11 protein-coding genes and 1 other RNA gene are annotated in these 12,638 nt (G+C 48.3%); 2 read left to right on the top strand and 10 right to left on the bottom strand.

Annotation, left to right across the window (positions count from 1 at the left end):
* Window positions 1-65 precede the first annotated feature (65 nt).
* From HP552_RS21975 to HP552_RS21965, 3 genes are all read right to left on the bottom strand, one after another.
* Window positions 66-419: a hypothetical protein gene (locus HP552_RS21975; protein ID WP_175397618.1), complete on the bottom strand. Its 354-nt coding sequence runs from the start codon at window positions 417-419 to the stop codon at window positions 66-68.
* A 98-nt stretch (window positions 420-517) separates the two neighbouring features.
* Window positions 518-736 (bottom strand): DUF1540 domain-containing protein, encoded by a 219-nt coding sequence (locus HP552_RS21970; protein ID WP_095289916.1) that lies wholly within the window; start codon window positions 734-736, stop codon window positions 518-520.
* Window positions 737-904: 168 nt separating this feature from the next.
* Complete coding sequence (locus tag HP552_RS21965) at window positions 905-1,411, bottom strand: YpuI family protein (RefSeq protein ID WP_175397508.1); 507 nt, start codon at window positions 1,409-1,411, stop codon at window positions 905-907.
* 285 nt (window positions 1,412-1,696) lie between these two features.
* On the opposite strand from HP552_RS21965, the gene HP552_RS21960 reads away from it, so the two are divergent.
* A complete protein-coding gene (locus tag HP552_RS21960) occupies window positions 1,697-3,571 on the top strand; it encodes a S8 family peptidase (protein WP_175397507.1) in 1,875 nt (624 codons plus the stop codon).
* Window positions 3,572-3,685: 114 nt separating this feature from the next.
* On the opposite strand, the gene HP552_RS21955 is transcribed toward HP552_RS21960, so the two are convergent.
* Together HP552_RS21955 and pdxR are read right to left on the bottom strand one after the other, a co-directional pair.
* The gene (locus tag HP552_RS21955; protein ID WP_175397506.1) at window positions 3,686-3,943 is read right to left on the bottom strand and encodes a hypothetical protein; all 258 of its coding nucleotides are present in this window, start codon (window positions 3,941-3,943) and stop codon (window positions 3,686-3,688) included.
* A gap of 86 nt (window positions 3,944-4,029) precedes the next feature.
* Window positions 4,030-5,550: a MocR-like pyridoxine biosynthesis transcription factor PdxR gene (pdxR, locus tag HP552_RS21950; protein ID WP_175397505.1), complete on the bottom strand. Its 1,521-nt coding sequence runs from the start codon at window positions 5,548-5,550 to the stop codon at window positions 4,030-4,032.
* Between the two features lie 108 nt (window positions 5,551-5,658).
* On the opposite strand from pdxR, the gene HP552_RS21945 reads away from it, so the two are divergent.
* Window positions 5,659-6,888 (top strand): aminotransferase-like domain-containing protein, encoded by a 1,230-nt coding sequence (locus HP552_RS21945; protein ID WP_175397504.1) that lies wholly within the window; start codon window positions 5,659-5,661, stop codon window positions 6,886-6,888.
* A gap of 177 nt (window positions 6,889-7,065) precedes the next feature.
* On the opposite strand, the gene rnpB is transcribed toward HP552_RS21945, so the two are convergent.
* From rnpB to dnaG, 5 genes are all read right to left on the bottom strand, one after another.
* An RNA gene (rnpB, locus tag HP552_RS21940) (RNase P RNA component class A) lies at window positions 7,066-7,474 on the bottom strand.
* An 82-nt stretch (window positions 7,475-7,556) separates the two neighbouring features.
* Window positions 7,557-8,672 carry a Nif3-like dinuclear metal center hexameric protein gene (locus HP552_RS21935; RefSeq protein ID WP_175397503.1) on the bottom strand — a complete coding sequence of 372 codons (1,116 nt, stop codon included), beginning with the start codon at window positions 8,670-8,672 and terminating at the stop codon, window positions 7,557-7,559.
* Window positions 8,648-9,406, bottom strand: coding sequence for a tRNA (adenine(22)-N(1))-methyltransferase (locus HP552_RS21930; protein WP_175397502.1), 759 nt, complete (start codon window positions 9,404-9,406; stop codon window positions 8,648-8,650). The genes HP552_RS21935 and HP552_RS21930 overlap by 25 nt, the downstream gene beginning before the upstream one ends.
* 183 nt (window positions 9,407-9,589) lie before the next feature.
* Window positions 9,590-10,729, bottom strand: coding sequence for an RNA polymerase sigma factor RpoD (rpoD, locus tag HP552_RS21925; protein WP_095289908.1), 1,140 nt, complete (start codon window positions 10,727-10,729; stop codon window positions 9,590-9,592).
* A 43-nt stretch (window positions 10,730-10,772) separates the two neighbouring features.
* On the bottom strand, window positions 10,773-12,593 hold the full coding sequence (dnaG, locus tag HP552_RS21920; protein WP_175397501.1) for a DNA primase: 1,821 nt from the start codon (window positions 12,591-12,593) through the stop codon (window positions 10,773-10,775).
* Window positions 12,594-12,638 lie beyond the last annotated feature (45 nt).

Raw genomic sequence — 12,638 nt, 5'->3', positions numbered from 1 at the left:
GAAGGTTAGAAATACTGATCATTTAGAAAAAATTTATTCTATTCTTTGCAACTGCTGACATGAATTTAACGGGCAAATGGAATCATGAAAAAATAACTGATCGTAGCGAGTGCGCCAAGTCCAATGGACCAAGCTCCTGTCGTTTTACGGCCGTTCACATAAGCATAGTAACCAAGCACGGCTGCAGCCGGGCCAAGTACGATGGACCACATGAATAAGGATGCAATCCCGCAAGCAAGTCCAATATAACCGGAGACTTTTCCGGTTGACTCCATGACGCGGTCAGCTTCATGCTTTTCGGGGGCTGCTGCAGCACGCTCCGGGCGTTCTGTACGTACGGAAGCCGGAGGAGCTACTTCTGCGCCGTACTCCTCGCGATGTTCACGTCGTGGATAATCCACACGTTCACGTTTTTTCACATTTGCCGGAGTGGCGGTTTTGGATCGATGAAATGGATAATCCTCTTTGTTGTCATTCTTCACTTCAAAGCACCTCCATTATGAATAGGGATGACTGCTCACTTCGGTTTGAATGTGTGACAGCATGTTGCTGAGGAAGTACGCGCATGATCCTGATGATCTGAATCAAACGTTTCCCCGGCAAATTCTTCATGCAAGCGGCGGGTAGCATGTTGGTCAATGTCAATCATGATGGCATCAGCATGGCAAAAATTGTTTTCTCCCCAGAAATGACAGTTGGACACGCTGCATTTGACAATTGGCTTGTCTTGGCTCATTTATTTATCACCTCGACCTCTATTGTCTCCCCAGCGTAAATCGGCTATTCTCTGGCGAGATGTCAGATGATGACATGCATTCGGATTTGTTTTTATAGTTAAAACACGCTAAAAAACCGCCATTGCTGGCGGTTTCATCCATTTTGTATCGTAAGTTAAATGTTACGTTTATGCGTGATTGCGTTGATTCTGCATCCGACGCTGAGTCAAATAGTCACTTTCATAATAGGCCAAATCATCGCGCAGTTCTTCGTATGTTTTGGAAATTTCAAGAATAACATCGCGTACTGCCCGAACCGGCTTGTCACGGAAGCGAATCGCATCCTGACCTGTATAAGCATATCTTCCATCTTCGGAATAACATTCATTTTTCGGATAGAAAAAGCTGTTTACACATTGGTGATACGTGTTATAGAGAGCCTTTTCGGCAAAATCAACATCAAAATTGGCACGACGCAGCACAACGCCAAGTTTTTCGTAAGAAACTTCAGAAAAAACAAGCAAATGACGGAGATCCGAAAGAAATCCTTTGTAGAAGGTTGTTGATTCTTCCGTCTGATTCTGATCCAATTCAGGCAAAGCATTTTCATTCAAAAATTGTTCGATCCGATCGATAGCAGGTTTTAACTTTTCCCTAGTTGACTCACAAGTTTTCTGTACATTGGCTGCTGACATAAAGGTAGCTCCCCCTTAAATAAGTCCTTACATATAGGCCGGCCACGGTGGTTGTCCCCTGACCTTGAATTCTCAGCTACTATCCTACCATAAAAAGATGACGAGCGGTATCCCTTAATCATCCTTTACATAACCGCCACGATCCTTACCTAATATAAGAAGTCTGTTCCGTTTTCACCTGCATAAAAATAACCTCTTTTCCTAACGATAGAACTATGCCAAGGACAACGATGAATACAGAACTCATGACTGCTGTCCAAAATACAAGAGGAGGTTATATCCCCCATGTCCAGACCTAAATGGATAAACTGGGCCATTGCCGCTGGTGCGGGAGCGCTTGCGCTGACCTTGCTGCTTCCGACATCCAACCGTCCTGCACCTGAGCCCAGTGCCATGCCCGATGCTCCTCATGAGGAACATGCGAATAAACAGCAACTGAAAGTTCAGGATGTAAAAGCAACAGATTTATTGACTCGTATGGATGCCAAGCAGCATCTCAGCATTATGCTTGAGAAGAGCGCCACCATGAGTGATGCTGAGTTTGGCCGTTACATTCAAGATGTACAGCATACACACGAACACATCAGATCCATCGATGTACTGGATACCAAAGGCTCCACCAGCAAACATTTCGCGAAAGCCTCCGGTGAAGGAAGCAAGGTGGAGCAGCAAAAACTGGAGCACTCCCTTAACCTTGCCAAAAAAGCCGTTATGAAACGCAAAAGCTTTGAATCTTCCTCATTTCCTTTAGGCAAAGAAAAATACTTCGTGATGGGAGTGCCCTCCAAGGATGGCAAAAAAGCAGTGATTGCACTCTTTAGCCAAAACGTTCTGAACGCGGTGGAACAGCATCAGCGCAAAAACCTGCGCATGATTCCTTACCCGCGTGAGGGCAAATTCAAAATCGAATCCGTGCATCCTGATACCTTAAACGAGGTGACTGTAAAAACAGGACATGATAACGCCAATGCCAGCCATTTTTACGAAAATGAAATCGTTATTCGTTTCCGGCAGGAGCCGGGTGAACGGGATATGCGGATCATTAAATCCGATCTCCGTACCCAATCCGCGCGAAAGCTGGGATACACCTACGTATTTCGCTCAGAACACATGAATTACGAGCAGCTGCATTCCTATTTCGAACGCAAATGGAATCCGCTGTATATGGAACCCCACTACATGTATTTAACCAATGAGACCGCAGCTGAACAAACCGATGTCACGATTCCCAACGATATTTTGTTCTCCGATTATCAATGGAATCTCCCCGCCATCGAAACCAATCGCGGCTGGAACCTTACAAAAGGGAAAGAAGACGTCATTGTTGCCGTAGTGGATACCGGAGTAGATCTGAATCATCCAGATTTGAGGGGCAAGCTGCTGGAGGGATATAACGTCGTGGAACCTAAAAGCAAACCACTTGACGATGTGGGCCACGGCACTCACGTAGCCGGAATCATTGGCGCCATAGTCAATAACAGTGAAGGCGTGGCCGGAATGAGCTGGTATAACAAGGTTCTCCCCGTGAAGGTGCTGGACAATTCGGGATCAGGAACCACATATGCTGTTGCCGAAGGCATTATCTGGGCAGCAGACCATGGGGCCAAGGTCATCAATATGAGTCTGGGTAATTATGCCGACGCCCAATTTCTGCATGATGCCATCAAGTATGCCTTTGATCGGGATATTGTCCTGATTGCTGCGACGGGCAATGACAACACCGAGCGACCTGGATACCCTGCCGCATATCCGGAAGTGTTCGCAGTATCTGCAACCGATCCGGATATGAACAAAGCTTCGTACTCCAACTACGGGGATTACGTGGATGTGATGGCGCCGGGTTCCAGCATCGCAAGCACCTACCCCAATAATCAATATGCTGCCTTATCCGGAACGTCGATGGCCAGTCCGCATGTCGCTGCACTTGCAGGCCTAATTCGTTCGTTGAATCCGGATCTCACCAATACGGAGGTCATGGACCTGATGCGTCAGAGCGTCATCGACCTTGGTGATCCAGGTCACGACAAATATTATGGTTATGGCCAGGTCGATGTTTACAAAGCCCTTCAAGCCGCTTCAAGCAACAGTGCACCCTTACAGTTTTGGCCTCAGCATGTGAGGCAGCAGATGGATAACACGATGAAAAAATATACCAAGTAGCAGAATGTGTTAACATTCTTCGATTGGGTTGATAAAAAAAACAAAAGCAGCTGCGCCCCGGGGCGTATGCTGCTTTTTAGCCTGTTATCTATTCCCCCGGGGCACCCGCTGCGACTAGCGTTTGCGGGACGTTGTGCGGGCTTTGCCTGATTTTTTCACGGCTTTTTTCTTGCTGTTATGGCTGGATACATAACAAGGATCTTCTTCTTTGACAACAACAGGATACAAGTGGTGATGAACCGGCACACAGTGTGTTTTTTTGATAACTTCAATCGGGTGAATTACCGGTACGATTTGCGGAACGTAGTAATCCTCAACAACCTGGATCGGGTCACAGACAATCGGGCAAAGCGGTGGACAGTAATGGTTCATTTCAAAACCAACTCCCTTTCAAGTGATACTATAACGTATTGCATCAGGACGAAAGTGGATTGGATGTATGTCCTTGTTCCCGAAAATTAAATAAGCGGCAGCCTGTCCGCCGTTGTCCCACCCTGCCTAGGCATGACCTTCTCAATAACGCTGCACAATACCCGAAGTCCTTTACACAAGCGCTCCAGATTCGTCACCGTAAAACAGATACGCAGACTCGCTGTATCCGTCTCACCTACATAACAGGCAGATCCCGGCAGAAAAGAAACCCCTGCATCAAGGGACTGACGGTGCAGCTCCCGCATATCCAGACCATCCGGCAGCTGGATCCACAGATTCAATCCGCCTTCAGGCAAAGTCCAGTACATACCCGGCACACCGTGTTTCTCCAGAACATCGGATGCTGCCCGGAGCCTGGTGTACAATTCTTCCCTTAATCGAGGAATGTATGAGCTGTACTGATGCTGAATGAAGGATTGAAGAGCTTTTTGAGTAAGCAGGGGACTTCCCAGATCTGCCGTGGATTTGGCTGCCACCAGACGGGTCAGCACGCTTCCATCTGCGATTGCACAGGCGACGCGGCAGCCTGGAGACAGCACCTTGCTGAAACTTTTGATATAAACGACATGGCCGGTACCATCCAGCGATTTAATGGATGCCGGTGGAGATTCGCGGAAGTAAAGATCGGCAAACGGATCATCCTCCAAAATGAGACAATGATAACTTTGGGCCAAATTCAACAATTGTGCCCGCCTTCTGGCACTCATCGTAATACCTGTCGGATTGTGATAGGTAGGGATGGTATAGATCAACTTCGGCGGGTATGTATCACAGAGACGTGTTAACAGATCTATACGCATCCCTTCACCGTCCATCGGTACGGTAATGATTTTGGCCCCCCTGCTTGTAAATACATCAATTGCCCCCGTGTAAGTAGGAGCCTCCATGTACACCACATCCCCAGGTCCAACGAACGTGCGAGCAACAAGATCAATCCCCTGCTGTGTGCCGCTTGTAATCAGCATCCGCTCAGGAGCAACATGGAGCCCCCTTTCGGTAAAATGGCCTGCAAAGGTTTGGCGAAGCTCCCGATCCCCCTGAAATGAGCCGTACGCTGCCATACGTTCCGGATGGTCGGAGGACAGTCGGTATGCACTATCGATAATTTCACTCGTAGGCAGCAGTTCGGGCTGGATGGCCGACATATGTAATTCGTACTGAACCTGTGGAGAAGCGTCAAAATGACGCCAGAGCTGTGCCCGCGGCAAATAATCCACAAGTGCCATCTGCCAGTTCCATGGGGTGTTGGCATCATGATTTCGCTCCCCTAGGTGATTTTTCTCGATTTCCCCCGTTTTTCCCAGCTCTTGTGCCCCTCGTACATAACACCCTTTCCCCTGTGAGCAAGTTATTAGTTGAATGGCCTCAAGTTCGGCATACGCCTTGGACACGGTAACCAGACTCACTCCCAGGTCTGCCGTCATTTTCCGGACAGACGGCAGGCGAGTTCCAGGTTCGATCAGGCCGGAACGAATTCGGTCTGCCAGTGTGAGCGCGATCTGAATATACAACTTGGTGCTGCTTCCTCGTTTTAATTCAATGTGCATATGCCCGCTCCCCCAACTGTTATCATCCACATTTTACTGTTATATAGCATTCCGTCTATTATAGTTTATAATATTAGTATAACAGTGAATAACAGGAGATGAGAACAGATGAATATCCCTTGGTCCAAAATGGCTTTAAACACCCCGTCCTCTGTCGTTCGCGACATGCTTCAGGCCGCTCAGGCGCCTGGAATGATTTCACTTGCCGGAGGTTTGCCAGCGCAGTCGTCATTCCCAGTGGAAGCCATACGTGATGCGTACCATCAGGTGTTTATGAGCGGCGCCTCTGCCCTTCAATATGCAGAAACGGAAGGCTTCAGACCGCTGCGTGCCAAAATTGCCGAGCGTCTGGAATCCAAGGGCATTCCCGCTTCCCCCGACCATATGCTCCTGACTACAGGATCACAGCAATCTATAGATCTGGTCTGCCGCATTCTGCTCGATCCCGGTGACCGTGTACTCGTCGAGTCTCCAACCTACCTGGCTGCTCTTCAAGTCATCCATTCTTACCAGGCTGAATCTCACGGTGTAGCCTGTGATGAAGAGGGAATGCTTCCCGAGTCCCTTGAAGAACAATTAAAACTGCAGCGTCCGAAACTGGTGTACATTAATCCGACATTCTCAAACCCATCGGGTAAAGTATGGAGTCGCGCCAGAAGACAGCAGGCCGTTGACCTGTGCCGTAAATATGGAGTACTGATTCTGGAGGACGATCCATATGGCGAAATCCGGTTTAATCCGGAACAGTTGGATGCACCTTCACTCGTGGAACTGGATGCAGCATCCTATGAAGGACCGTCCAACGTCATCTATACCAGCACATTTTCCAAAACAGTAGCCCCGGGTCTTCGCACGGGTTGGATTCTTGCTTCTGCGGATATTATCAAGATCGCCGCACGTGCGAAACAGGGAGCCGATCTGCATTCCAGCAGCATCGACCAGAGAGCTCTTCATGCCCTGCTCGAAACGTTTGACCTGGATGGACATATTCGCAGTATCTCGAAAGATTACGCAAAACGGATGAACAAAATGACTTCACTTATGACAGACAAAGCCTGGGAGGGCATCAGTTGGAATTCCCCGCAAGGGGGAATGTTCTTGTGGTTGGAACTGCCTGAAGCGATGTCAGCCAGCAATTTGTTTACCTACGGTATTCAGGAAAAGGTGTGCATTGTCCCTGGTGATTCGTTTTACGCAGGAACTCCCGAATTGAATCGGATGCGGATCAATTTCACGCACACAGACCCTGAACTGCTTCCTGAAGCGGTAGAACGTATGGATCGTGCCATTCAGCGCTGGCATGCCTCTGTACAATCCGATACAGCTGTTACACTGTAATAAACTGTCATTAGCTGTATTATGAACTGAATTACAATTTCAAAACAAATGAGCACAAAAAAATAAGGCGGCAGATTCCGAGATCATCGGTTTCTGTCGCCTTATTGATGTTTAAAATTAAAAGTACTATTACAGCTTCTTAGTAAGTAGTTCATTAACACTTCATGTTGTTGCAGTTAGGAAAGCTTACCGTAAGCCGGGTTCTGTGCTCTTCGTGGTTCAGACGGGAACTACCCTCCCACCACAAGCGACAATCATCTATCTAGGCCATGCATTGCTGCACAGCTCAAGCGACCAACCTAGACACACCTCGGGCTAAGGCTGCCTCCTCCGAAGAGTCGACTGTGTCCCATTAGGTCTTGCTCCAGATGGGGTTTACCAGGAACGAAGTCACCAGCGTTCCTCGGGGTCTCTTACACCTCGGTTCCATCCTTGCCTGTGCCGGAAGATCCGGCCATCGGCGGTCCATTTCTGTGGCACTATCCTTCAACTCGCGCTGACTGGACGTTATCCAGCATCCTGCCCTGTGGAGCCCGGACTTTCCTCTCGTGGCAACAAGGCCACCAGCGATTGTCTGTCAAGCTTTCCGAACAACATTACATAGTATACAGGCATTTGGGTTCACAAACAAGCTTAATATTACTGGAAACGGATGATCCAGATATTGATTAAATAAACCGGAACACTTCCGTGTTGACCTCCGAGGCGGTTACTTGCGTATCATAGCGCTTATCTGCCAAGCGGGAACGGAGCCAGTCGGCTGTTTTGGGTTTCATAATCTTTTCGGCATTGTGCCCGGCGTCGATGATGCACATGCCTGCCATCAGCGCATCGTGAGCAGTATGATAATCAATATCTCCTGTAACGATGACATCGGCTCCCTTGAATCGTGCGGTCATGGTATAACGGCTTCCTGAACCGCCAAGGACTGCCGCTTTTTTGATCTGTCGATTCAGATCCCCTACTACACGAACGTAAGGCACGTCCAATTGGGCCTTCACGACCTCGACGAGCTCAGCCAGTGTCTTGGGCTGCTTGAGTGGCCCTAATCGTCCCAGACCAAGCGTACGGCCCTTTAGATCCATCGCATACAGATCATAGGCCACTTCTTCATACGGATGTGCTTTCAGCATCGCTTGGACAACTTTGCTGCGCAGGCTCTGCGGCACAATGGTCTCAATACGCATCTCCTCGACACGCTCCATCTGACCCTGTGCGCCTATATAAGGCTGTGTCCCTTCTCCGGGGACAAAAGTGCCCATTCCTTCCGTGTTGAAGCTGCATTTGCTGTATTGGCCAATACTGCCGGCCCCTGCTTCCAGAATGGCTTGAAGCACCTGCTCATGATGCGTACGCGGGACAAATACAGCCAGCTTGTACAGATGGTCTGTATGTACATCTTCCAATGACTCCTTGCTCTCGATGCCAATCGCCTCTGCCATCCAGTCATTCATCCCGCCTTCAGCCACATCCAGATTCGTATGACTGATATATACGGCTATATCATGCTTGATCAGTTTTTCATACAATTTCCCCATTGGTGTATCCGTATTGAATGATTTTACCGGCCGGAAAATAATAGCATGGTGTGCAATGATCAGATTGGCACCAATCCGAATGGCCTCTTCGACAACTTCATCTGTCACATCAAGCGCGATCAGCACGTGATTTATCTCTTTTTGCAAACTGCCCAGCTGCAGACCAATGCGGTCGTCTGGTACAGCCAGATGTTTGGGAGCCAGCTGCTCCATCAGTTGAATTACCGTTTGACCTTTGGCAAACATTCGAGTACCTCCTTCAGGTTTACAATCAGACGTTCCACCTCAGCAGCCTTCTCACGGGAAGAGTCCTGATCGGATTTCGAGATGGATTGCACCACGCCCTTCAGTTTAACGATCTCACTTTCCCACTTCGCAAAAAATACGTCCGTTGGTCGATCAACCAGATACGGACCCATGCGCAGCAAAAGTTCCTTCGTCAAAACAACTCCGCCTTCAAGCGGCCTGGCCAGGTACACTTCCTCATTGGCAATTGGACTGGATGCTTGCGGCATAGCTGTAATAATCTCATAGATCTTGCCATCTTCCTCGAGCAATTGTTCGGCTACGACTACCCAATGATGATCCAGCAACCAGCGTCTGAGAATATCTTCACCCACATTGGGTTGAAGGATAAGCATCTTCACCTCTTCCAGCTTGGAAAGGCCACGATCCAGTATGGAGGCAATCAATGCCCCGCCCATTCCCGCAATCGTAATAACATCCACTTCACCTGTAGAGATGACTTCAAGTCCGTCTCCACGGCGCACAGTGATCTGTTCCTGCAGCCCTGCATCACTCACCTGCTTGCGTGCAGCCTCGTAAGGTCCCGGGTTAACTTCACCAGCCACAGCACTTGCAGCTTTTCCGCTGCGAACAGCCGCTACAGGAAGCAAAGCATGATCTGAGCCAATATCCGCTATACGGCTGCCTTCAGGGATTTGGTCATGTATTTGTTGTAATCGATTCGAAAGTTTCATGAAGCACCTGCACATTCATTTAATTTATTGATTTGCATTGGACAACGAAAAGCGATAAAATGAAATCCAATCAAACATTTCAAGGATTAATTACCAAAACCAAGCAATTAAGATGTTTCATTTAAAAATAAAGGAGACCTCGCCGCCGCCTGAGCGGCCTGCGAAAAGTCTCCCATAGTTCTATTATTCGAGGAAATCCTTAAGCCGTTTGCTGCGGCTTGGGTGACGCAATTTACGAAGAGCCTTGGCTTCGATCTGACGAATACGCTCACGCGTAACCCCAAATACCTTGCCCACTTCTTCCAGCGTTCTCGTCCGTCCATCGTCCAGACCAAAACGAAGGCGAAGCACATTTTCTTCACGCTCTGTTAACGTATCCAGCACGTCTTCAAGCTGTTCTTTTAGCAATTCATAAGCAGCAGCATCTGCTGGAGCCAACGCTTCCTGATCCTCGATAAAATCGCCCAGATGGGAATCGTCTTCTTCACCAATCGGTGTTTCCAGGGAAACCGGTTCCTGTGCAATCTTCGTGATCTCACGCACTTTCTCCACGCTCAGATCCATTTCAGCTGCGATCTCTTCCGGCGTTGGTTCGCGTCCAAGCTCCTGCAACAACTGACGGGATACCCGAATCAGTTTATTAATCGTTTCTACCATATGAACAGGAATACGAATGGTACGTGCCTGATCGGCAATGGCACGTGTGATCGCTTGACGAATCCACCAAGTAGCATACGTACTGAACTTGTAACCCTTCTTGTGGTCAAACTTTTCAACTGCCTTGATCAGACCCATGTTTCCTTCCTGAATCAAGTCAAGGAACAACATACCGCGTCCTACATAACGCTTGGCGATACTGACTACAAGCCTGAGGTTGGCTTCAGCCAGTCGGCGCTTCGCTTCTTCATCCCCATTTTCAATCCGCTTAGCCAGTTCCACTTCGTCATCAGCAGACAGCAAAGGCACACGACCAATTTCCTTCAGATACATACGAACAGGGTCATTGATTTTGATACCTGGAGGCAAGCTCAGATCATCATCAAAGTGGAATTCATCGTCTCCCTCTCTGCTGTTGTTTTCTGAGTCATCATTAGGGCGAAGTGTAACCTCTTCATCATTTTCGTTTACAACATCGATCCCCAGGTCGCTTAGTTGTTCGTAAAACTCATCCATTTGCTCTGCATCCTGCTCAAACGGGGAGAGTTTCTCAATAATTTCCTTGTAATTCAGCGAAGCTCTTTTCTTGCCTGATTCAATCAGTTGATCTTTAACCTGATCCAGCGTCAATTCTGTTTCTAGTTCAGTATGCTGATCATTCGCCATAACTCGACTCCCTCCTCCCTAGAAACATCCAACTCACGGACATTTACTGTCTCTCTAGGGCAATCATTTCAGTTGCGATTTGCGCCGCGCGTACAAAATCCCCTGCACGCTCTGCAGCAATCATTTCTTCTTTTTTTAGATCGTACTCTTTTTTGCGCGGATATTTCAGCACTTCCCTGATACAATCATCGAGCATCTGAACGTTCCATTCACCCGGGCCATCCATCATTGAGATTGAACTGACGGTTTTCTCCAATCGGTCATCATGCAATGAGGACATAAAACGGCTTGTATCCGGCGATTTGCCTTGCGCATAGTAGGCATATAGATAAGCAGCAATAGCTGCATGATCATCCAAGTTAAAAGCTTCACCAAGATGCTCATTCACATACTGTGCAGCCTCGTCATCCTGAAGCATCCAGGCCAGAAGTTTACGCTCAGCAGCATGGTAAGCCGGCAACAGATTGGGTGTAGGCACCTGCCTATTTTGTTGCCTACCATTATTCCACCTTTTCGGGTTATTATCCCCATACTGCTCGTTATTTTTCATGGACTGGCGCTCTTCATTGCACTCCTGCTTGAGTGTCTCAAAAGATACATCCACTTCAGCAGCCAGTTCACGTAAGTAAACTTCGCGTTCTGTTGGGGAAGACAATGGAGCAATTAGCTTTACCGCTTCCCTGGAATAGGCGATTAGACCGCCGCCTTCTAGCAGTATATGGTTTTTTTTAAGGTTTATAAGCTTAAATTTTGTTGTGGTTACAGCACCTTCTACAATCTGGTTGCGAAACCGTTCACCACCGTACTTGCGGATAAAGTCATCCGGATCAAGTCCCTCGGGTATAAGAGCAACCTTAACTTGCAGCCCGGCCTCCTCCAGAATGGGGAAGTTTTTAAGTGCAGCAGCCTGTCCAGCCCGGTCCCCGTCATAACAGATAATGACTTCGTCGCACATGCCCTTGAGCATGAGGGCCTGATTCTCGGTCAGCGCTGTACCCATGGCCGCAACTCCGTTCTGGATCTCTTGATCCCAAGCGGAGATCACGTCCCCGTAACCTTCGAACAAAATAGCTTGTCTTTGTTTGCGGATTGCATTTTTGGCCTGATGCAGATTATAGAGAACACGGCTTTTGTTAAATAACCGGGTTTCCGGTGAATTTAGGTATTTTGGCTGCCCGTCTCCCAAAATGCGACCTGCAAATGCAATCGGTTTTCCGCTTCTGCCATTAATCGGGAACATGACCCTGTCTCGGAAGCGGTCCACATAGCCCTGACCCTCATTCCGCTGTGACAGAAGACCGCCCTTTTCCATCTCTTCAAGCGGAAAGTTGCGTTTCTCCAGAAATTGCACCAGCGTGTCCCAGCGATTCGGCGCATAGCCAATCTGGAACTGGTCAATCAGCTTGTCGCTAAAGCCGCGCGAGCGCAAATAATCCATGGCTGCCTTTCCATGCTCTGTATTTTTCAATAAGAAATGATACAGTTTTGCAGTAAGCTCATACGCCTCCAGCAGACGTTCGGTCTCCGGATTCACATGAGCGGATTCACGCCCCTGCCAGTCTCCCATTGAAATGTGACTTTCTTCTGCCATCGTTTTGACAGCCTCGGGAAAGGATAACCCTTCGATTTCCATCCTGAATTTGATGGCATTTCCACCCGTGCCGCAACCGTAGCAATAGAAAATTTGTTTCTCTGGTGTGACCGTGAACGAAGGCGTCTTCTCCGAATGAAAAGGGCAGAGGCCTTTCATGTATTTCCCCTGCTTGGTCAGATGCACAAATCTGCTCACCGTATCGACAATATCATGCTGCTGTAACACCGATTCAATAATGCTTTCGGGTATACCGCCTTGTCCGGTACTCATCTAGGGCCACCTTCATCTCTTTCAACACGTAAATATAATTCGCTA

Source organism: Paenibacillus xylanilyticus (genome assembly GCF_013359935.1).
GTDB classification, from domain to species: Bacteria; Bacillota; Bacilli; order Paenibacillales; family Paenibacillaceae; genus Paenibacillus; species Paenibacillus xylanilyticus.
Note: the sequence above shows the minus strand (reverse complement) of the source record. Positions and strands in the feature narration are given on the sequence as shown.